General features: G+C 59.0%; 18 protein-coding genes and 1 other RNA gene. 5 read left to right on the forward strand and 14 right to left on the reverse strand.

Translation table 11 applies throughout. The features are described from left to right. Positions 1-178 precede the first annotated feature (178 nt). Positions 179-1,159: a glycosyltransferase family 2 protein gene (locus JAO32_RS18430; RefSeq protein ID WP_334243125.1), complete on the reverse strand. Its 981-nt coding sequence runs from the start codon at positions 1,157-1,159 to the stop codon at positions 179-181. Between the two features lie 164 nt (positions 1,160-1,323). Between JAO32_RS18430 and JAO32_RS18435 the strand changes: the two genes are divergently transcribed. Continuing rightward, positions 1,324-2,910, forward strand: coding sequence for a Ppx/GppA phosphatase family protein (locus tag JAO32_RS18435; RefSeq protein WP_334243127.1), 1,587 nt, complete (start codon positions 1,324-1,326; stop codon positions 2,908-2,910). Here JAO32_RS18435 and JAO32_RS18440 read toward each other — a convergent pair. The 5 genes from JAO32_RS18440 to JAO32_RS18460 all read right to left on the reverse strand — a co-directional run bounded on the left by JAO32_RS18440 (position 2,862) and on the right by JAO32_RS18460 (position 7,900). Beyond that, entirely contained in the window at positions 2,862-3,410 is a 549-nt protein-coding gene (locus JAO32_RS18440; RefSeq protein WP_334243129.1) for a SixA phosphatase family protein, read from the reverse strand. The genes JAO32_RS18435 and JAO32_RS18440 overlap by 49 nt on opposite strands. Further along, the gene (locus JAO32_RS18445) at positions 3,407-4,096 is read right to left on the reverse strand and encodes a class I SAM-dependent methyltransferase (RefSeq protein ID WP_334243131.1); all 690 of its coding nucleotides are present in this window, start codon (positions 4,094-4,096) and stop codon (positions 3,407-3,409) included. Before JAO32_RS18445 ends, JAO32_RS18440 begins: the two co-directional genes overlap by 4 nt. Then, a complete protein-coding gene (locus JAO32_RS18450; protein ID WP_334243133.1) occupies positions 4,093-4,926 on the reverse strand; it encodes a hypothetical protein in 834 nt (277 codons plus the stop codon). The genes JAO32_RS18445 and JAO32_RS18450 overlap by 4 nt, the downstream gene beginning before the upstream one ends. A gap of 53 nt (positions 4,927-4,979) precedes the next feature. Next, positions 4,980-6,632: a 1,4-alpha-glucan branching protein domain-containing protein gene (locus tag JAO32_RS18455; RefSeq protein ID WP_334243135.1), complete on the reverse strand. Its 1,653-nt coding sequence runs from the start codon at positions 6,630-6,632 to the stop codon at positions 4,980-4,982. A 197-nt stretch (positions 6,633-6,829) separates the two neighbouring features. After that, entirely contained in the window at positions 6,830-7,900 is a 1,071-nt protein-coding gene (locus tag JAO32_RS18460) for a BON domain-containing protein (protein WP_334243137.1), read from the reverse strand. 335 nt (positions 7,901-8,235) lie between these two features. Here JAO32_RS18460 and JAO32_RS18465 point away from each other — a divergent pair, with 335 nt between their 5' ends. Both JAO32_RS18465 and JAO32_RS18470 read left to right on the forward strand, forming a co-directional pair. Then, positions 8,236-8,586, forward strand: coding sequence for a YtxH domain-containing protein (locus tag JAO32_RS18465; RefSeq protein ID WP_334243140.1), 351 nt, complete (start codon positions 8,236-8,238; stop codon positions 8,584-8,586). Positions 8,587-8,671: 85 nt separating this feature from the next. Then, positions 8,672-9,304 (forward strand): DUF948 domain-containing protein, encoded by a 633-nt coding sequence (locus tag JAO32_RS18470; protein WP_334243141.1) that lies wholly within the window; start codon positions 8,672-8,674, stop codon positions 9,302-9,304. Positions 9,305-9,362: 58 nt separating this feature from the next. On the opposite strand, the gene mnmA is transcribed toward JAO32_RS18470, so the two are convergent. The 4 genes from mnmA to typA form a co-directional block, all read right to left on the reverse strand. Next, the gene (mnmA, locus tag JAO32_RS18475) at positions 9,363-10,532 is read right to left on the reverse strand and encodes a tRNA 2-thiouridine(34) synthase MnmA (protein WP_334243143.1); all 1,170 of its coding nucleotides are present in this window, start codon (positions 10,530-10,532) and stop codon (positions 9,363-9,365) included. A 39-nt stretch (positions 10,533-10,571) separates the two neighbouring features. Next, on the reverse strand, positions 10,572-11,702 hold the full coding sequence (locus JAO32_RS18480) for a cysteine desulfurase family protein (protein ID WP_334243145.1): 1,131 nt from the start codon (positions 11,700-11,702) through the stop codon (positions 10,572-10,574). A 41-nt stretch (positions 11,703-11,743) separates the two neighbouring features. Further along, positions 11,744-12,100, reverse strand: coding sequence for a hypothetical protein (locus JAO32_RS18485; protein WP_334243147.1), 357 nt, complete (start codon positions 12,098-12,100; stop codon positions 11,744-11,746). 128 nt (positions 12,101-12,228) lie between these two features. Then, on the reverse strand, positions 12,229-14,034 hold the full coding sequence (typA, locus tag JAO32_RS18490; protein WP_334243149.1) for a translational GTPase TypA: 1,806 nt from the start codon (positions 14,032-14,034) through the stop codon (positions 12,229-12,231). A 282-nt stretch (positions 14,035-14,316) separates the two neighbouring features. Between typA and ffs the strand changes: the two genes are divergently transcribed. After that, positions 14,317-14,414: signal recognition particle sRNA small type (gene ffs / locus JAO32_RS18495), an RNA gene on the forward strand. Between the two features lie 99 nt (positions 14,415-14,513). Further along, positions 14,514-15,530: a beta-ketoacyl-ACP synthase III gene (locus JAO32_RS18500; protein WP_334243152.1), complete on the forward strand. Its 1,017-nt coding sequence runs from the start codon at positions 14,514-14,516 to the stop codon at positions 15,528-15,530. A gap of 98 nt (positions 15,531-15,628) precedes the next feature. Here JAO32_RS18500 and JAO32_RS18505 read toward each other — a convergent pair whose 3' ends face one another. The 4 genes from JAO32_RS18505 to JAO32_RS18520 form a co-directional block, all read right to left on the reverse strand. Further along, positions 15,629-16,327 (reverse strand): YqaA family protein, encoded by a 699-nt coding sequence (locus tag JAO32_RS18505; RefSeq protein WP_334243166.1) that lies wholly within the window; start codon positions 16,325-16,327, stop codon positions 15,629-15,631. 166 nt (positions 16,328-16,493) lie between these two features. Then, positions 16,494-17,354, reverse strand: a complete 861-nt coding sequence (locus tag JAO32_RS18510; RefSeq protein ID WP_334243154.1) for a menaquinone biosynthetic enzyme MqnA/MqnD family protein — start codon at positions 17,352-17,354, stop codon at positions 16,494-16,496. A 60-nt stretch (positions 17,355-17,414) separates the two neighbouring features. Further along, a complete protein-coding gene (locus tag JAO32_RS18515; RefSeq protein WP_334243156.1) occupies positions 17,415-19,019 on the reverse strand; it encodes an EAL domain-containing protein in 1,605 nt (534 codons plus the stop codon). A 141-nt stretch (positions 19,020-19,160) separates the two neighbouring features. Then, complete coding sequence (locus tag JAO32_RS18520) at positions 19,161-21,332, reverse strand: S9 family peptidase (RefSeq protein WP_334243157.1); 2,172 nt, start codon at positions 21,330-21,332, stop codon at positions 19,161-19,163. Positions 21,333-21,460 lie beyond the last annotated feature (128 nt).

Here is a 21,460-nt window from a genome sequence, read left to right on the forward strand (position 1 = left end):
TTGTGACGCACGATGCAAAGCGCACGCAACAATGGCAGGCTGCGCATGGCGGAAGATTGATTGGTTCTTCAGGTGGAAAGTACGTTCTGCTAAACCGCAGTTAGGTGAATTAGTCGAAATACAAACGGCGGCTGCTTTCGCAGTCGCCCGTTTGTACATTGTTTAATTGTTGTCTTCGCTAAGAGGAGATGCTGGCTTCGCGTTCGTGGCCACTGATCATGTGGGCGATGCTGTAATCGCTCTTCTGGCCACGCTTGTTCAGCCAGAGCAGCATCTCGCCGATAAGACCACCCATGAAGCACTGGATGCCTGCCACGATGAGCAGTGCGGCTGCAAGCATCAACGGACCGTGATGCAGCATGACGTGGCGGTCGCGGAAGAGCCATTCATAGATCAGACCCACGGACATCAAACCGCCGCCGCCAATGAGCGCGAGTCCCCATGATCCGAAGAAGCGCAACGGCTGTTGCAGATAATTCAGCAGAAAGTGAATACGCAGCAGATCGAAGAAGACCGGAATGACGCGGCCAATGCCATAACGCGACTTGCCGTAGCGACGCGGGATGTTGCGGATAGCCAGCTGGCAAACGCGTGCGCCCTGCAACGATGCAAGCGCGGGAATGAAGCGCTGCATGCCGCCGTAGAGCGGAACTTCGCGTAGCAGCGATGTGCGATAAGCCTTGTAGCCACCCCCGAAATCATCAATCTCCACGCGCGAAAGTTTGCGCATGAAGTAGTTAGCAATCTTCGATGGGATACGGCGAACCCAGAGGTTATCCACGCGCTTCTCGCGCCATCCGCACACAATGTCGTAACCCTCTTCGACGCGTGTGATGAAACGCGGCAGGTCGGCGGGATCGTGTTGCAGATCGCCATCCATGGTGATGGTGATTTTGCCGGTCGCCATCTCAAAACCCGCGGCCAGACCGGCTGTTTTGCCATAGGTGCGACGGAACTGGATCACGTTGACCGTGGTGTCCATGGAGGCAAGTTCGGTCAGCAGCTTGAAGGTGCGGTCACGACTGCCGTCATCCACAAAGATAATCTCGTAGCTTTTGCCGGTGGAAGCGATCTGTTCCAGTTCGCTCTTCAGGCGCGTATACAGCTCGGGAATCGCGTCTTCTTCGTTGAGTAAAGGAATGACGATTGAATAGTCCATGTCGATCTGGCGTCCTGCAGGTACGGTGTATTGCGTATTGCGCTTAAGACGGTGAATCCGACGTCGGTGATTCAGCTTTGGCCTGCAATGGCGCAGATCGGCAGGGCAATCGCAAAACGATGTATGGTGCTTAGGGAAGTCTTACTTGCTCCTGAAGGATGCCAATGCCAACGTTTGCCGCCATCGACATCGGCTCCAACTCCTGTCGTCTTGCCATCGCCAATGTGGAACAGCACCGCATCAAGGTGTTTCACCAGGATCGTGAAGTGGTGCGGCTAGGCGAAAGCGTTTTTGAAACCGGTGAAATATCACCGGACGCCATGGCAAATACCATTCGCGCATTGAAACGGTTTCAGAAAGCTGTGCAGGCGCAGGTGGTGGATCGCGTGCGTGTGGTGGCCACGTCGGCCATGCGCGATGCACGCAACGCTGCAGCGTTTACCGCGTGGGTGAAGTCCGCCACGGGATGGACGGTGGAAGTCGTCTCCGGCCTGGAAGAGGGAAGACTGATCCATCTTGGTGTTCTTTCCGGTGAGCCGGGAGCGCGCGGCAAATGCGTGATGGTCGACCTGGGCGGCGGTTCCTGCGAAGTTACGTTGAGCGACAACGGGCGCATTCAGCAGATGGTGTCATTGCCGCTGGGGTCGGTGCGTTTGCAGCAGGAGTTTCTGCATAGCGATCCGCCAACCGCAGATGAGTTGCGTCAGCTTCACATCTATATCGAACGTGAGATGCGCAAGCTGGAACGCAAGCTGGGCAAGCCGAATGTTCCGTTGGTGATTGCCACGTCGGGTGCGGCTGCGGCGTTGGCAGAGGCGAGCCAGAGTGGATTTCTTGAGAAAGCCAAGGCGAAGGTCGTTCGCGCAGGAAAGAAATCTGTTGCGACGAAACGTGTAGCAAGCAAGGCGGGTCACCTGGAAGCAGATGCGGCAACCGTGCGCAAACTGGCGAATCGGCTGGCGAAAATGAAGAACAGCGAACGCATGGTGGTGCCGGGCATTGGGCCGAAGCGCTGCGAGATCATCATTGGCGGCGCGCTTGTCTACGCATCCATTCTGGAGCGGTTGGAGCTCGGCGGATTTCGCTACTCGCCACTGGGTTTGCGCGACGGCATTCTGGCGCAGATGCTTTCGGATTCTGACGAGCGCGCCTCCGTGCATCGGGCCGTGGAGCAGGAGCGCTGGGAAGGTGTGCTGCAGGTCTGCCGTCGTTACAACATTGACCTGAAACGCGCTGACGCGGTGCGTGCGGATGCGGTTAAGTTGTTCGATGCGTTGGAGCGCGTGCATGGCATGTCGGCGGATCTGCGTGAGTTACTGGCAGCGGCGGCGATGATGAACGAAGTGGGTAAGTTCATGAACCATCAGGGCCATCATCGCCACGCGCAGTACATTATTGAGAACTCGGAAATTTTTGGATTCTCACCGGCGGAGCGCACCATCATGAGCGCGATCGCACGCTACCTGGGCAAGAGCCGTCCCGATGGCATGGATCGTCCGCTACGCGCTGTGCCAGTGGAGATGCAGGCGGATGTGGTGCGCTGTGTAGTGTTGCTGCGACTTGCGATTGGGTTGAATCAGAATCGCGCCACACAGCCAGTCCAGGTGAACGTGCGCGTGTACCCCAAGCGTGTGTTGCTGGAGTTGAGTGCGGCAAAGGGTGGAGCGGAACTGGAGCAGTGGTCGCTGAAGAAGGAAGCGCCTTACTTCCGCGAAATCTTCCGGCGCGACCTGGTGGTGGAACTGGCGTAAAGCGTGCGGATGACACGCGGATCCAGCATCCATTGCAGTGTGGCGGCGCCGCGTTCCAGGTTCAGCTTTGCAATGGCACCCTTACGCAGACGAACGGATGCAGGTGGACGGCTGGCGCGTGTCTGCTGTGCGGGCTGCATCAGCGTGCCGAGGAACTCGACGAGATTGGGGCTGTGGCCAACTACCAACAGCGACTCCACACCGCTGCACTCCATCAGCAGTTTTTCAAACTGCGCATAGGTGGCAGAGGGTGCGAGCGCGTCGCTGAGAACGATCTTCTGTTCATAACCAGTTTCCGTGCCAACCAGCGATGCTGTTTGCAAGCTGCGCTTGAGCGGGCTTGATACGACAAGGTCAAAGCTGACATTCATGCTGGTGAGTGTGTTGCCCAGCAGAAGGCAGTCGCGCTTGCCTGCTTTATCCAGCGGGCGCTTCACATCGAGTACCGGGTTTGATCGGCGTTGACCAGCCGACGCGTGTCGCAGCATGTACAGGTTCATTGCTGTTTTGATTTTATGCTTTCGGCTGTATCCGCGTTGTCTGAGCGTTGCCACAACTCGCTGACGAGCAGGCCGCCGAGCCGCATTTGCTGTTGCTGCATATGCCATCCGTTGCACTGAAGGATCGCCTCATACGCAGGCAGTTGCTGCGCGCGCAGGCCGGTAAGGAAGCGGAATGCAAGGTAGAGCAGTCGCACGATGAGTCGTGAGGGAAGCTGCATCACGCCATGTTTGGGTACGCGAAATTCTGAGATGACCCAGTGGGCATCCGGCGTCGTGCAGATGGCTGCATCGTGTGCGACGTTTTCGACCTCCGCCTCGTTCAGGCAGTCGAGGAAGAAGTGCGTCGCGATGAGGTCGAAGCGTTTGTCCGCTGCGATTTTCGGGAGCCCATCGTTCAATGATGTGCAAAACGTTTGCAGTCGATTCTCTGTGCCAACGGCAGCGCAGCGTTCTTGCAATGCGTGCAGCATCGCTTTGCTGGCGTCGATGGCGAAGGCGTCTGCTGTTTCCGCTTTTTGCAGCAGGGCGGCAGTAAAACGGCCGTCGCCATCGCCTAGCAACAGGGCATGTTGTGTATTGCGCAGTTGCGGAAGGAAATGGAAGCGGCAACGTTCCAGTGCGGTGCCGAAGCTGAGATATTCCATCCAGCGATAGGGCTTTGCCAGACGATCGAAACCGCTCATGCCAGGTATCGCAACAGCGGCCACAGCAGCAGCGGTGTGAGCAGCGCAGCATCCGCAAGTGCACGCATACGAACCGCAGAAGTCCGTGGCTCCAGGAGATCCAGTGCAAGCAGCAATAACGCCGCAGCCACAAGGGCCAGCGCCACGCCGCGTGCTTGTGGCAGGACCAGGGCGATGGCGGCATTGGCAATCGCGAACGCCAAAGTAATGCCTGAGAAGTGATCAATAGCCCATGCCGTTGCGCGATCGGTGGCTGCGGATTCCGCGCGTGCAATACGAACGCAGTTGAGCCAGCAAAGGGTGCCGAACGCTGCAGCACACAACCATTCCGCCACGTGGTCTTTGTTCAGGAGACATGGTGCCGCAACGGCGATGGCGAAAAACAATCCCACCATCCATTCTTTCGGGACGCGTAGCCTTAGCCAGTGAACTGCGGCGGCGTAGGACATCAAGGGCAGGACAAGGAGCAGCCAGGCGATCCGAACTGTGTGTGGAAGCTCTACCAGCAGAACGAGGACTGCGGGAACCGCGAAACCAATGGCAACGAAGAAGCCGCGAGAATGCTGCGCATGGAAACGATGGCGGTCTTCCAGTGAGGATGCTTCATGTTGCGCGTCGCTGAGTCGGTCTGCAGCGTAGAAAATCCAGACGGCGAGTGCGAGCGCTAACGGGGCCGTCCACGGCAAGGCGACATGGAAAGAGGCTGCAAAGAAGGCAGCCCATACGGCGGCTACTGTGGGTGCATCCAGACTGAGAAGATGCCAAATCTCCAGAGGAGCCCGGCGCGCATGGCGTTCCGTGCTTGGTGCGGCGATGGCGGCGGTAGCCACCCTTATAGTCTATCGAGTCTGGAGGGCGGGGGCGCGGAAAACGCCCCGCCATTTCAGGATTTCCAGTCGGCCGGGTCCAGGTCAGGGAAGAGGCTGTCCACGCGCTCCAGTTCGGTCAGCGTGGCTTCTTCTTCTGGTGTGAGTGGGCGATCTTCGGTGATGGCTGGCCACATTGCCTGTAGTTGGGAGAAGGCATCCGCGTGTTCCCGGAAACGCTTTTCGGCGTAATCACGCGCCGCTCCGGTGGTGATGAGCATGGGCCAGTCGCTGGACTCCATGAGCAAAAGTTCGCGGCACATCTGACGCGCTACGCGTCCGGCCTGGCCATCGGCAGTCCACTGCGGCGTCTGGGCAGCGGCACGCACGGCAAGCTGCGCAGCATAGACCCTACTCAGCAACGACGAGGTTTCGCCGTTTAGCCAAACGCTGTTGTCGCCATTCGCGCCCCATGATCCTTCGGACATACGCACACGGCCTGCGGTGCCGTGCTGTGCCAGATATTCCTCCGTGGTGATGGCGTGGACGCCATGCGTGCCTTTGTGCAGGATGCGGAAGACGTTTTCCAGAAATTGCACGCCCTCATGCCACCAGTGGCCGAAGAGCTCCAGGTCAAACGGCGCAGAGAGGAGCAGCGGTTCATTGTCGGGGCTGGGTTGGGCGCGCAAGGTATCAGCTACCAGTGAAACAAAGTGTTCCGCGTGGCTGCGGGAGCGCTCCTGAGCTGTTTCCAGGTGATACGGCTCTTTGGCTTCCATGCCCAGGTAGTCGCCGGTTACGCGCCAGTAGCGATGGCCGCCGGGCCAGCGCTTCTTGTGGAAGTCCAGATAGGCAAACTCGCCGGGGTAGCCTTGTTGCGGACTCCACACCTGGGATGTGGTTCGAGGATCGCGGGCCAGCACAGCCACGTCGCTGTCGCCTATCCGATAGGGGCGATAGAGCGAGGGTGATCCACCACCGATTCGCTCTGCGTTTTCAATCAGATGCGCGTCCACAAAGGTAAAGCCCAGTCCCGCGGCGGAGAGGGCTGTTTCTGCACCAATGCGTTGCGAAGCCTGTCCAACTTCGTTGCTGCCCTCGGGTGCAACGGGGAATTGCCATGTGCCGCCCGGACGGTATCCGAATTCTGGAAGCCATGCACCGGCTGTATCGGTGCCGATGAGCTTGCGGTGCGCCCGCACTGCCGTCTGAAAATGCGCCAGCACACTCTCATCGGTGCCCAGCAGTGGAACGTAACCGTGCGTTGCTGCCGAAGTCATCAGGGAAAGCGAGCCGCTTTGCTGTGCATTGCGGAAGCCCGCAACCAGGTCGCCGTCCAGTAATTGCAGTTCTTCCAGCGACTGCGTAAAGAAACGTTCCCAATGGCGCGCAAGACCCAGCAGATGCGTTTCATTTGCAAGCTCGAAAAACCCGGCATCTTCGCGAGCGGCAGCAATTTTGCGTTCCAGATAAGGAGGTAGCTCTGAGCGAAAATCCGGATGCGCCAGTTGCTGCAATAGAACCGGCGAAAGGCTCACATTCATGCGTACGGGGATGCCCTCATCCTGCAGCGTTCGCAACATGCGCAGCAGTGGCAGATAGGTCTCGGCAGCAGCTTCCAGCAACCACTCCAGCCCGTGGGGCCACGTGCCGTGGTGGAGTACGTACGGAAGATGGGCGTGCAGGACAAAGCTGACATAGCCAGCTGAGCCGGAAGAGTGTTTTTTCATGCAGTCTGCGTTCTCGTGCCGGTCGTGCGGGGGCAGTACGGCGGGGTAAGGGCCACGGAAAATCGTTCGCGGACGTTCGCCAGCATCGTAGCATCTGCCTTCGTTGCATGGCTGGCAAAGGTCATGCCCGTGTAGATGCAAAAGGCCGGCGAAATGGTTCGCCGGCCCTCTGTTCCTTACGCTATTTGTTCGTGCGATTAACGGTTCTGCAGTCCACTGCCGTCTCCGTCACCCGCATGTCTTGAGGTCCTGACGGCGACGGCGTTGGTCAGGCTAAAGCGAACGATGCTTTCGCTGGGAATCTGCACCTGCTCGCCGCGTGTGACAGCGTTGATGCCAGCGCCTGTTCCGCCACCGGCTGCAGCGCCGATCGCAGCTCCCTTACCGCCGCCAAAGATGCCGCCAAGTACTGCGCCTGCCGCAGCGCCTACACCGGTCTTGATGGCGGTGTTCTTGCCGCGGCCCTTGCCTTCCACGCTATAGGGCGTGACGGCCAAGGGGATGTTCTGTCCGCGTACCGTCACACCGGTAAGTTCCACGGTGAGCAGCGACGAGCCTTTGAAGTGCGCCGCTTCGTGGACTTCCGTTACGGTTCCGGATACGACGGAGCCGCGCGGGATAACCAGCATGCCATCCTGCACAATGTCGGTTGCCACAGCACCGGAGAAGCGCTCACCCTGCTGCGTGCTGGCACTGTCCAGCGTCTGGGTCACGCGTACAGGAATCGTGGTGCCGGAGGGGATCGTAATGGTGCGAACCACCGGCTGCGGCGGAGGCGGTGGCGGAGCAGGCTGTTGCACCGGCTGGGGCACAGGCGCTGCCGCGCGCTCAATGGGAGCCGGGGCCGGTGCGGGTGTGTTGCGCACTGGCGGCGGTACCGGGGTCTTCTTTGCCACGATAGGCACCTTCGGCGCGGGAACGGTCTGCGTTGGGACTACTGGCTGCGGCGTCATGTCCGCGGCTGTTACAGGTGGGGCGACCGTGATGTTGTTCACCACCTGGCGGACGCCTGTGACGCCCGCTGCGTCGTTCGCTGCAAGGGTGCGTGCTGCCGCATTGCTGACTGCACCGCTCAGGGTTACCGCGCCGTTGGTGGTGGATACCTGGACCGGTTCGTTGGCCAGACCGCTTTCAGCCGCAATCTTCTGCTGCACCTGCGAGGTCAGTGTGGCGTCGTCAACGGGCGTTGCCTGTTTGCAGCCTGATACGCCAGCCAGCAAAACGGCAGCGAGCGCTAGGTGATTCGTAAACCGGATGCTCATACTCATCAGAACTCTCCTGGGATCTCTGCACGATTATCTTCGGTTGGAAGCTGCGTGCGAGATTGTTGCCTATCGGGACCGCTGTCCCTGTTTAAGCAATAGGACGCGGCTCGATTTGTTTCGGCTTCTGTTTTATACCGGTTTTCACATTCCGTGTAGTTTCTTTGGGATGCCGGGAGCCGGCAACCCGATTGCGCGGTCTCGCATCCCTGAGACTGGGAAACGCTCATCGGGTTCAAGAGCTTAAGAAACATGTAGGCTCAAAGGCAGGACCGAAGTGCACAATTCCCGTGCCGCAGGAATCCCGGCAGTGTTAGATATTGATTTCAGGAGAAGACGAGATGGCAGACGATAACATGAGCGGTCTGGGATGGTTCCTTGCGGGACTTGGTATCGGTGCGTTGGTGGGTGTGTTGTATGCGCCAAAGAGCGGCCGTGAAACTCGCGAAGACCTTGCAGCGCAGGCACGCGACGCGAAGGAAAAGGCGAACCAGTACGTGGAGCAGGGTCGCGATCAGATCAACGACTATGTGGACAAGGGCCGTGAGTATTACGACAAGGGTCGCACGCAATGGAGCCAGTACGTCGATAAGGGCAAGGAATACCTGTCCCAGCAGCAGGACAAGGTAGCTTCTGCCGTGGATACCGGAAAACAGATTTATCAGGAGAAGGTCGAGAGCCAGACCTACTAAAATCGAAACGCACAGCAACGGGGGCCCGCGATCCGCACGTTCGCGGGCTCCTGTTCTTTTCGCTATTTCTGCAAGTGAGTCACCTATGACCGAGTCTCAAGCGCATTACCTGCTCATCTTTTCCGGCATTAGCGCCGTTGGCGTTCTGCTTGGTGCCATAGCCTTCAGCATCTTTGCTATTTCCTTTGCACATCTGTTGCGAGAACTGCGCGGCCTGATGTCGGAAGCGCAGGGCAAGGTGTATCCCATCCTGGAAAACGTGCAGGAGATTTCGGAGAAGGTTGCCGACATTTCAAGCACGGTGCGCGAGACTACTGCAGACGTCGCGCCGAAGCTGCGCCGAGTAACGCAGAACCTGGCTGACACCAGCGATCGCTATCATGCGCGACTGGCGGAAGTGGATGAGCTGGTGGGTGACACCACGCGTCGCGTACGTAATCAAACAGAACGCGCCGATGCATTTGTAACCAACAGCCTTGATCGCACGCATGAAGTGGTGAGCACCACGATTGGTCGTGTGCAGCATCTGCTGGATTCATTGCATAACGCTATCTACGCACCGGTGCGCCAGATTTCCGGTCTTGCGAGCGGTGCAAAGGCCGGCATTGAATCCCTGTTCTCAAGCTTTGCGCCAAAGCACACGCCGAAGACTCCGAAGCCGACGGCTTTTGAGGGCGAGAGTGTGTACACGGGGTATGAAGACGACTATCACGCGTAACGCTGGAGAGTGAGAACTCAATGAGCGGATGCCTTTGAGCATCCGCTTTTGTTTGCGGCTAAATCAGCCAGCCGCCGCCAACGACGATATCGCCATCGAAGAACATCGCAGCCTGCCCCGGTGTGATGGCGCGCTGCGGTTCGTCAAAGACAATTTCTACACGGCCATCTTCCAGAGGGCGAATCGTTGCATCGGCAGGTTCGTGACGATGCCGAATCTTGGCCTGCACACGCATTGGTTCGCGCAATGTTTCAATGCTGATCCAGTTCACGCGATCCGCAACACCGCGCGTCTGGTGTAGTTCTTCTTCCTGCCCTACGACGACGCGATTGCTTGCAGGCTCAATGCCCAGCACGTAGAACGGTTCACTGTGGTGACGATGCAACTGCTGCTGAATGCCCTTGCGCTGGCCCACAGTGAAGCTGTGGATACCCGTGTGTGAGCCAACAACTTCGCCGCTTGCGGTGACGAGGTCGCCCGACGTTTCAGGCATCTCGCGGCCCTGCTCTTCCAGGTACGCGTGCAGGAACGCCTTGTAATCACCGCCGGGGATGAAGCAGATCTCCTGCGAGTCCGGCTTCTGCGCCACACGCAGACCCTGTTCCTCTGCCATGGCACGCACGGCAGGCTTCTGCATCTCGCCCAAGGGGAAGAGGGTGCGGCTGAGCTGTTCCTGCGTTAGACCGAAGAGGAAGTAGGTCTGGTCCTTGCTGCGATCCGCGGGACGAAGCAACAGCCAGCGGCCACGTTCTTCATCGAAGCGCACGCGTGCATAGTGACCTGTTGCCACGCGTTCTGCACCGATGCCGCGTGCGGTCTTCAGCAGCTCATCAAACTTCAGATGGTTGTTGCACAGCGTGCAGGGAATCGGCGTGCGCCCTGCAAGGTAGTCGTTCACAAACGGCTGCACCACGTCCGCTTCAAAACGGCGCTGCTGATTCACCACGTAGTACGGAATGCCAAGCTGACCGGCGACACGGCGCGCATCGTAGACGTCATCCAACGAGCAGCACCGGCCAGTTACCTGTTCCGGAATGCCATCCTTCCCGGAGAGGCGGCGCTGATCCCATAGCTGCAGCGTGAGGCCCACCAGCGTGTGCCCTTCCTGCTGCAAAAGTGCAGCTACGGCAGACGAGTCCACACCGCCGCTCATCGCCACAGCGATGGTGGACGCAGGATCAGGAGAGGGAAACGCGCTCTCCGCCGGATTGGGTGCCGTGGTGGCCATCACCCTTTATTTTCGCAGGTTTTCGTGGCGAACGCAGGATTACAACGACCGCAGGCGCCGAACAGCGGCGGAGGTGATGGCGACAGCGCGTTCCACTTCCTCGTCCGTCGTCAGCCTGGAAAGCGAGAAGCGCACGCTGGTGTGAGCCTCTTCGTCGTTCAGACCCATGGCGCGGAGTACGTGCGAAGGCTCAATGGCGCCACTCTGGCAGGCAGAACCGCCGCTCATGGCGAGTCCCTGCAAGTCCAGTGCAATCACCAGTTCCTCAGCATTGACGTCGGCAAAGCGGATCGAAAGCGTGTTGGGAACACGCTCTGCGTTGCCGCTGTTCACGGCGGCATCGCCTAACGCCAGAAGAGCCTTCTGCAGACGATCACGACGCTGTTGCAGTTGCTGTGGACCGTCGCTGGCAAGCCATTCGGAGGCCAGTGCGGCTGCCGCGCCGAAGCCCACGATTCCCGGTACGTTTTCCGTTCCGGCTCGGCGACGGCGTTCGTGTGTTCCGCCGTGCAGCATGGGGCGCAGCGTTACGCCTTTGCGTACCCACAGCGCGCCAACACCCTGCGGCGCATGCATCTTGTGCGCGGACAGACTCAGCAAGTCGCAACGCAGGTAATCCACATGAACGGGAATTTTTCCTGCGGCTTGCACCGCGTCGGTGTGCAGCAGAGCGTCGTGCTTGTGGGCGATCTTCCCGATCTTCGCAATGGGCTGAATCGCGCCGGTTTCATTGTTCGCCAGCATTACGCTGACGAGCCGCGTATTGGGCAGCATGGCGGTGGCGATGGCTTCCGGCTGGATGACACCTTCGCTATCGGGAAGCACGCGCGTTACGGCGATGCCTGCTGCCTCCAGCGCATCTGCGGCGTGCAATACCGCGTCATGTTCAATGGCACTGACAACGAGATGATCGCCGGGCTTCAGGATGCCGAAGAGTGCAAGGTTATCGCTCTCCGTGCCGCCGCTGGTAAAGGTGACTTCTGAGGGCTTGCCGCCGATGAGTGCGGCCACCTGGTCGCGCGCTGCATCCACGGCGTCGCGTGCGTCGCGGCCAAAGGCGTGGACGGCGCTGGCGTTGCCAAAACGCACATTCCAATGCGGCTCCATCGCGCGCAGCACATCGGGCAGCACGGGCGTGGTGGCATTGGCGTCAAGGTAGATGCGCTGCATCTTCAAAAGGCTACTATCTCGCGGGGATTCTTCAGAATGCGCTAATTGCGGTAATCGCGGTAATGGATAAGTTCCGAGATGCCGATCCATAGGTCCAGTACGCCGAGTCCGCTGATGAGTCCGCGTGCCCAGCCTTTGATCAGGATGGCGTGGAGCGCAGGAAATTGCAGTAGAAGTTCGTTCTGATCCCACATCTGTTTCCACCACGGCAGAACCGCGATGAGCAGGCCCAGATACAAGCAGAAAACCACCAGGACCACCAGCGAAAGACGCTGCAGCCAGATGGGCGCGGGAGGCGGACCGATGGGTTCGTCCGTTGCGCGCGCGTGCGCTGCTTCCACGCGCGTCTGATGCTGCGGAGAAGTAGCGGCGAACTGGGATTCGGTCGGCGCGGCCATGCAGTCTTTACGCTACCAGAGCAGCGGATTCGGTGCAGCGTTGTGGGGTATTCCAGAATGGTCGTGGAAAGGAAAAAGCGCAGCGATTGTGGTCGCTGCGCTTCTTCCTTTCGTGTTTCGTGTCGCGATTATTCGCCACCGCTGTTGCGGCGCGGACGGCGGTTCGCCTGCAGCACCTTCTTACGCATGCGCAGCGACTTCGGCGTCACCTCGACCAGTTCGTCGTCGGCGATGAACTCAATGCACTGCTCCAGGGTGAGCTGCTTGTACGGCACAAGACGCAGAGCTTCGTCAGCAGAAGAAGCACGCATGTTGGTCAGCTTCTTTTCACGAACGCAGTTCACGTCCAGATCGTTGTCGCGGCTGTTCTCGCCCACGATCATGCCTTCGTAAACGTCGACGCCGTCGCCCAGGAACAGAACGCCGCGCTCCTGCAGACCGTTCAACGCGTACGTCGTCGTAACGCCGGTACGGTCGCTGATCAGCGCGCCCGTCGGACGCTGCGGAATTTCTCCCTGGTATGCGATGTAACCGTCGAACAGGGTGTTCATCACGATGGTGCCGCGGGTTTCGGTCAGCATTTCCGAACGCAGACCAATCAGGCCACGCGAAGGCACCTTGAACTCCATGCGGACGCGCGAGTCGCCGTGCATTTTGACCATTTCGCCCTTGCGGGGTCCAAGCTTCTGGATCACGGTGCCGCTGAACTCGTTGGGAACGTCGATGGTCACGTACTCCACCGGCTCCATCAACTGGCCGTCAATGCGCTTGGTCACGATCTCAGGACGGCCAACGGTCAGCTCAAAGCCTTCGCGGCGCATCATTTCGATCAGAACAGCAAGCTGCAGTTCGCCACGGCCCAACACCTTGAAGGTATCCGGGCTATCGGTGTCTTCCACGCGGATGGACACATTGGTCTGCAGTTCCTTGTCCAGACGCTCACGCAGGTTACGGCTGGTGACGAACTGGCCTTCGCGGCCGGCGAACGGCGAGTTGTTTACCGAGAACTGGATCGCAATCGTCGGCTCATCGATGACGATGGGCGGCAGCGGCGCCGGGTTCTCAAGGCTGGTGATGGTCTCACCAATCGTCAGACCGGCAACGCCAGCAACTGCGATGATGTCGCCAATCTCAGTCTGTTCGATGTCCGTGCGCTTCAAGCCGCTGAAGCTGAACAGCTTGGTGATCTTCACGGGAGCCAGCGTGCCGTCAACGCGTGCAATGTTCACGGTGTCGCCAGTCTTCAACGTGCCGTTGAAGACGCGGGCAATGCCCAGGCGGCCCAGGTAGTCGCTGTAATCCAGGTTCGTCACCAGGATCTGAAGCGAACCATCCGCATCGCCGGTGGCGGGCGGAATGGTCTTCACAATGGTTTCGAACAACGGCTGCAGATCGGTGCCGGGGGTCGCGAGGTCCAGCGTCGCGGTACCGGCCTTGCCATTGGTGTACACCACGGGAAAGTCGAGCTGGTCTTCTTCCGCGTCCAGGTCGATGAACAGGTCATAGACCTCGTTCAACACTTCCTGCGGACGGGCATCGGGACGGTCGATCTTGTTGACGACCAGCACCGGCTTCAAACCAGCGGCAAGCGCCTTACCCAACACGAAGCGGGTCTGGGGCAGCGGACCTTCCGATGCGTCGACGAGCAGAACCACACCGTCCACCATCTTCAGAGCGCGTTCCACTTCGCCGCCAAAGTCGGCGTGGCCCGGTGTGTCGACGATGTTGATCTTGCCGTCACCGTAGTTCACGGCGGTGTTCTTGGCGAGAATGGTGATACCGCGCTCGCGTTCCAGGTCGTTCGAGTCCATGACGCGGTCGGCGACTGCTTCATTAGCCCGGAAGGTGCCGCTCTGCCGCAGCATGGCGTCCACAAGGGTGGTCTTGCCGTGATCGACGTGCGCAATGATGGCGATGTTGCGAATCGTGCTCAAACTTTTGGTTCCTTATCGTTTCGCGAGTGGTATCGCGAGAATCTTGCAGGCGCACGCGTGAATTCAGAATGAACACGCCGTGGGCAGACAGAGGGAAACGCACAGACGAGGCACCTGGAACCGAACCCAGGGACTCCGCGCGCATCCTTTCTAGTCTACAGGACGACGGGCATGCGCACCTTTGTCGCAACAAGTTTGTCCGTCGTGCTTTTCCTCAGCCATATGTTTGGCGGCGTTCTGCCTGTGCGGTTTGCATGCCCGATCTTTGGTAGACTAGGTCAGTGCCGGGTCCTACGCGACTCATTCTCACAAACCCCGCCAGGCCCGGAAGGGAGCAACGGTAGTGAGCTCTTGAGTGCGCAGTGGGTTACCCGGCGCTTTTCTTTTTGCAGTGCTTTGTGGGATGAGAAATGGCAGCAGGGGTATGCTGTTGACTGACGTCGACAGGCCTTGCGGCCCGTAGCGTGGAGGTCGGTTCGTTGAGTTTGGAGTTGAAGCCGCGGGTATCAGTCCGCGCAAAGATTTCGTCGGTGGGAACATACGTTCCGGAACGCATTTTGACCAACGCCGACCTGGAAAAGATGGTCGAGACCAACGACCAGTGGATTCTGGAACGCACTGGCATTCGCGAACGCCATATGGCCGCAAAGGGCCAGGCGACAAGCGATCTGGCCGTAGAAGCTGCGAAGGATTGTCTGGCGAAGCGCGGTATCGATGCCAGCGAGATCGACTGTATCGTGGTGGGCACCGTAACTCCGGACATGCTATTTCCCGCCACTGCCTGCCTGGTACAGGCAAAGCTGGGAGCCACAAAGGCGTGGGGATTTGACCTGAGCGCGGCGTGCTCGGCCTTCACCTATTCGCTGCAAGTGGGCGCGAAGTTTATTGAGAGCGGCGTGCACAAGAAGGTGCTCGTCATCGGTGCGGACACGATGAGTTCCATCGTGGATTACACGGATCGCTCCACGTGCATCCTGTTTGGCGACGGCGCTGGCTGCGTTCTGCTGGAGCCGTGCGAAGAAGGCGAAGTGGGCCTGATCGACTTTCATCATGAGGTGGACGGAACGGGCGGCACAGCCCTACAGATGCCCGCAGGTGGCAGCCTGAAGCCGCCAAGTCACGAGACGGTGGATGCGCGCGAGCACTTCATCCGTCAGGACGGACAGACGGTATATAAGTTCGCTGTGCGCAAGATGATGGAAGCCAGCGAAACTGTGCTCGCACAGAATGGCGTAGCCGGTACGGAGATTGCCGCATTCATTCCGCATCAGGCAAATAAGCGCATCATCCTGGCAACAGCAGAGCGCCTCGGCATGCCGCTGGAGCGCGTGGTGATCAACATTGATCGCTATGGCAACACGACCGGCGGAACCATTCCGCTGGCCATGGGAACGGCACTGGAAGAGGGACGTCTGAAGAAGGGTGATCTCGTGCTGCTGGCATCAGTTGGCGCCGGATTCACCGTCGGTGCGACGCTGTTGCGCTGGGAGTTCTAAGCACTTCGTGCTGTTTTCGCCGCCGCTTTCGCGATGTTCGAGGCACTTACAACGGTTGAAGAAGCCCGGCCCTGCGCCGGGCTTTTGCATGGAATGCCTTAGGCGGCGGCGGTTGCTGTTGCAGTCTGTTTGCCGAGGCGGTTCTTGCGCAGCTTCACAACGGCATAGATCACGCCGAACAAAACAGATCCCCAGACGACTAGCAGCAGAATCCATCCGTATTTCGCGGCGAAGCGTAGATAGATCGGCATGATGTGGCGGCCGTAGTGCATGCCGAGCCAGGCGAAAAAGGCATGGCGCACGAAACGGCTGATGGTGAAACTGGCATAGAACTTGGACTGCGGCATCTTCAGCGCACCGGCCGCAATGAGGAATGGCATCAGCGGCGCGGGTGGCGGAAGAATGGCCGGCAATGCGGTGGACAGGATGGCGTGTTCCTCTGTCCAGCGTCGCATGCGGTCACGGAATCGCTGCGGGACGTAGCGGTCCATGAGCGCGAGACCGCCGATACGGCCTGCCTGATACGAGATTCCCGCGCCGACAATGGAGCCAAGCGTGGCGATCAGGGTGACCACGATCCACTCCTGCCGCTGGGCCGCGAGCAGCGTGACGAGAATGTCTGACGAACCGGGGATGGGCAGCGGGATCGGCGAGGAATCAATGACGCAGATGAAGAACAGGCCGAGAATGCCTAGGCGGAAGAAGTAGCGCGTGATGCGATCCGTCGGCGTATAGGCATGACGATGCCTTGTTTGCCGAAGGGTACTCTTAGCGACTGTCTGCAGCAAGGCCAGCATCATTACTGGTTAGGACGCGGGTTTTGATGGGGAAGTCTCGGGCCATCTTGATAGAGCCAGCTTTTTGACCCTTGTGGCGGCTTATTCCTGCGCTTCGCCAGAGCACGCCCAATTGGTACAGGCCCATGGGTACAGGCTTCTGGCGCGTGCTTTGGATAGAACCCGCCTACTTCAACTCGTTCAGGAGTTGGAACCTGTAGGCCGGTAGGGTTCCAGTCTTTTCCGCGAGATAGAAGAAGCGGTGGATAGCCGTAAGGCATTCAGCGTCCAGAATGTAGTGGATGTTTTCCGAGAGATAGTAGCGAATGGTCTCTGGCAGTAGCGGCAGGCGGGGGGTCCATTCGGCCACCAGGTCTTCAATGTGCTCCAGACCGGCGTCGCGTGATTGCTGAAGGTCGCGTGTGAGTTGCTGCGGGGTGATGCCGGTTTCTTCCAGCGCCGCGGTGCGAACGGCCCATACGGCGGCTACCCATGGAAGCTGTGTGTGTTTGCGCCACAGCTTCGCGACGTCAATCCATGTGTGGTCAGGGAAGTGGTGCTGGCGATTGTGTTCCTCCAGCGCAAGAAGTGCCGGATCACCGATAAGCAGAGCTGCATCACTGCGAGAAAGCATGGCCGCAAGGTTCGCGTCTTCTTCGTGAACGTCCGGCGTGCTGCCGTAAAAGTGTTTTAAAAGGAGACGGACATAGGCGGCGGAAGATCGCGAGGCGGCGTCGGTGGCCAGTGTGCGGATGTCTTCCAGCTTCAGTCCGGGGCGGACCACAAGTTGAATGGAGCGGACGGTTTCCAGTGACGCAATGGTGCATCCGGGAACGGCAGCGATGCCGGGAATCAGTGGCAGCGACGCGATGGGCACCAGCCCGAGGTCGGCCTCTCCGCTGGCCAGTTCTGCGGCGCATTGCGAGGGAAGGGTGTAGTGGATGTCGTATCGGGCAGCGAGGCGCTCTCGTTGCGGCGGGTGCTCAAAGTCATAGAGCAGCGGCGCAGGGTTCAAGAAGCTGATGGCGGCGATACGAAGTTTCTTCACAACATCATATTCGATGACCCGCGGGTCAGTTTTGGTGCGGAATCTGAGGGGGAGGCAGTTTTATGTTGTACCCGCTGATTCTTTGATGGGCTTTTGTTCCTCCTTCTCGGGTTCCTGCGGTCCCTTGTTGCTGTGGAAGTAATGCAGGAACTCTTTGCGTGGCATGGCTTTGGCGAAGAGCCAGCCTTGCCCAAACTGGACACCATGGCGACGGCAGAATGCGGCCTGGTCTTCCATTTCAACGCCCTCCGCAATGATCTGGAGGTTGAGTTGGCTTGCCATTTCAATAATGTGCGGTGTTACCAGGCTCGTGGCGGAATCCGTGCCGATGGCGTCGACAAACGCCTTGTCGATTTTGAGGACATCGAGCGGCAGGGAATGCAGAAGCGCGAGGCTGGAATAGCCTGTTCCAAAATCGTCAATCAGAATGCGGTGGCCGTTGCGTCGTGCTCGGGCAAGGGATTGACGTGCGGCCTCGGGACGGATGAATGCGCGTTCGGTTACTTCCAGCCAGATGCGACGCGGATCGATATTGTTTTCCCGCAGGAGATTGAGCAGGGAATCAAAAGGACGACCGGTTTCAGCATCCTCCGCCGCGAGGTTGATCGCGATGTGGCAGCCGGATTCACTGCGAAGCAGGTGAGCCATGTCGTGTACGACATTTTGAATAATCAAATCAGTGATGGCACCGATGAGACCGTTTTGTTCCGCCATCGGGATGAAAAGATCAGGCGCCATTAGGGTGCCGTCTGGCTGCTTCCATCGCACAAGGGCTTCAGCGCCAATGCATCGTCCGGTTTCCAGCTCCACGATGGGCTGGTAATAGACAACAAATTCGCGTTTGTGGATTGCTGTCTGCAGTTGTGCAAGAGGCGAGAGGCGGCGGCGCAACGCCCACAGGATGGCGCTTACGAACAGTGTTGCGAGGATCAGGCTAAGCGGCAAAAGAAAGAGGCGTTCGCGGTGAAAGGCGGCATTCGAATAGTTATTGTCTTCGAGGGCTACGCCGATCCAATCCGGCGTGCGGACGCTGGAATAAATCAATTTGCCCATCTGGCCGGGAGCGGGTTCGGCAATCGCCTTACGAACGACGGTCATATCCGGCTGATTGAGCATAACCAGGATTTGCCCCTTGCTATCAGCCAGCACCAGCGACATGTTGTTTTCTGTGGGGAGATCAATCATCAGGTTGGCATCGACCTGGGCAAAATGCGACCCAGACGCCATCGTCACTACTTGCTGGATACCGTTGGTTTTCGGAGCACTCCGAACACGAATGCCAATGCCTGACTTGGTGGTGTAGTTGACGGGACCCTCTGGTATCGGCTCGCGAAGAATGCCCCATGAAGTGCAGATGAGATCGCCGTGCGAATAGAAGCCCATTTCATCCACGGTACGGTGAAGGAGTACTCCGCCCCGCATTGCATTGATATGTTCCGCAGAACAGTCGTCAAAGCGACGAGACTCTACCAGATGTAGTGCGGAGGTCGCATCATCGAGCGTGGATTGGGCACGTTCGACGATCCATTGCGAGTACCGGGTCAGGTGCTGTTGCTCAAGCTCCACCGCGCGGTTGCGGCTGATGTAATACAGCGCGGCAGGCGGTACAACTCCGGCGATGCAGGCCAGGATGATTCCAACGACGATCAGCTGCAGACGTGTCATGGTGCTCTCAAGACGTTGATCTTCTACTGCAACGTCTGCCGGTATACCACGACGCCATGCCTGTGTCTGCTGTCTGTTTTTCCCAGTCTCTACCGGGCAGCGAAAGGGGCAGATGCTCGCATCCGCCCCTTTCGTTATTGGTTACTTCATGTTGTCTTCAAACCATGCAATGGTCCGGGCCGTGCGGTCTTGCGAATGCAGCGGGTTTGAGAAGCCGTGGCCTTCGTTGGGATAGACCACGAGTTCTGTCTTCTTACCAAGTGCTTTAAGTGCATGCCACATCTCGTAGCTCTGTGGCGCGGGGCATTCGCCGTCGCGGTCGCCTACAAGAATAAGTTCTGGTGTCTCCACGTTCTTGATGAAGTTGATCGCAGAGGACTTTGCGTAGGCTTCGGGGGCATCGTAAACGCTTGCGCCGAAGAACGGCACCATCCATTGATCGATGGAGTTTTCACCGTAGTAGCTCTGCCAGTTGCTGATGCCTGCACCCGCGACGGCTGCACGGAAACGATGCGTCTGCGTGATGGCGAACATGCTCATGAAGCCGCCATAGCTCCAACCGGTAAGGCCCAGGCGATGGTCGTCGACGGAGTATTGCTTCTCAACGGTGTCGACGCCCGTCAGAATGTCGCGAAGATCACCGTAGCCAAAGTCCTTGCGATTGGCCTGAACGAATGCTTCACCCTGACCGAACGAGCCGCGTGGATTCGCGGTGAAGTAGAAGTAGCCCAGGTGTGCGTACAGACCTGCTCCAGCGCCGCCGAACGACGGACCCACCTGTGACGAAGGACCACCGTGAACGCTGACGATCATGGGGTACTTCTTGGCCGGGTCGTAGTTCTCGGGAAGCGTGAGCCATCCCTGTACGTGATAGCCTTCGTTGTCCCATTCCATCGAGAGCGTCTTTGTGGCGGGCTTCGTCGCGTTGGTGTTCAGGTGCGTGACGGCATTGGCTCCGTGCGTGGTGCCGACGTAAACCTCAGGGGCCTGCTCTGGCCCTGCGGAGACGAAGACTACGCGCTTGGCTTCGGTTGAGAGGGAGAAGGACGCCGCTGCACGGCCACTGGCGACGGATTGTTGTGCCGTCCAGAGCTGGAGAATCTCTGTCTTGTTGGTGCCCAGGACGCCCAGATGCGTTTTGCCCGACTGGTAGGCGGAGAACAGGATGTGGTCAGGATCTGCCCATGCAACGTAGACAGGCGTGTCTTTGCGTCCGGGTGTCAGGTTCTGCAAACCGCTGCCGTCGGCGCCCATCAGGTAGATGTCGCCGCCCGTTGAACCCTGATCGGACATGAGGCCGCCGATGAAGGCGATGTTCTTACCGTCCGGCGAGTAGCGAGGCACAGCGATCTGCAGACCGTGCAGTGAGCCACCCGCGGTGACGGGGTCGAGGATCATATGATCTGTTCCTGCCACGCTCTGCTCATCCTGTGGGCCATTGATTCCCTTCAGAGTGATGCATACGCGGCTGGCATCGGCATTGGCGCAGGTGGCCGACTTGAGCGGCAGGTCGGCGATGTACATCTTTGCAACCCACCAGGTGTTTTCTCCGGGAGGGTTGGCGGCGACGTAGATGATGTGTCTTGAATCAGGTGCCCAATCAAATTCGTACGCATGCAGGTTGGTGTCGCTGAGGGGACGCACATACCCTGTCTTGATGTTGGCTGCGGCCACCCACTGAATCTCAACGCCATCCTGGCCAACGATGCCTGCTGGCGGCTTCATCGCGGCGAGAGCGCCAGCGGAACGTGTGGCGTTCTCCACATAGAGGAAGGCAATGGAGGATCCGTCAGGAGCCCATGTAGGCGAAGTGAGTGTGCCTTTGATATGGGTGAGTTGCTTTACCGCTCCATCTGCGGCGCGAAGCCAGAGTTGTGGCTGGCCATCGGCGCAAGTGGCAACGAAGGCGAGCGTCTGGCCGTCAGGCGACCAACGGGGAGCACTGCTGGAGCAGCCTTCGCCAGCGGTAATCGTAGGCTCTGTCGGATTGGGTGCGAGTGCTTCGCTGATGTGAAGCTGCATGCCGCTACGTCCGCGACCATTGCGTCCACCGCCTGCCGCGGTTGGTTCGGAAGCGACCAGCCATGCAAGCTTCTTGCCGTCAGGAGAGAGTTCCACCGCGCCGATCTGTCGGACAGGCGTACCACTGCGCTGTGCCTGTTCGTACTCAGCGATGCGTGGATCAGGATGGTCGAAGAACTTCATCTCCGGAGTGAAGACGTTGGTGGTCTCGCTGCCCGGGCGCTGGGCTGTGGCAGAGAGAAAAAGGCTAGTGGTGGCAAGGGCCGCAGTGACGAGCAATCTGGTGCGCATGCAATGAAGGCTAGCAGAGAGTACGGCAGTATTTGCAGCGGGAAACAGCCTCACACCAAACTGGCATAGGCCCAGCAATGTAGGGCGGTTAAGATGAGCTTCGTCAACACAAAAAATCTAAGAGCGAT

Source organism: Terriglobus sp. ADX1 (assembly GCF_036877645.1).
Taxonomy (GTDB): domain Bacteria; phylum Acidobacteriota; class Terriglobia; order Terriglobales; family Acidobacteriaceae; genus Terriglobus.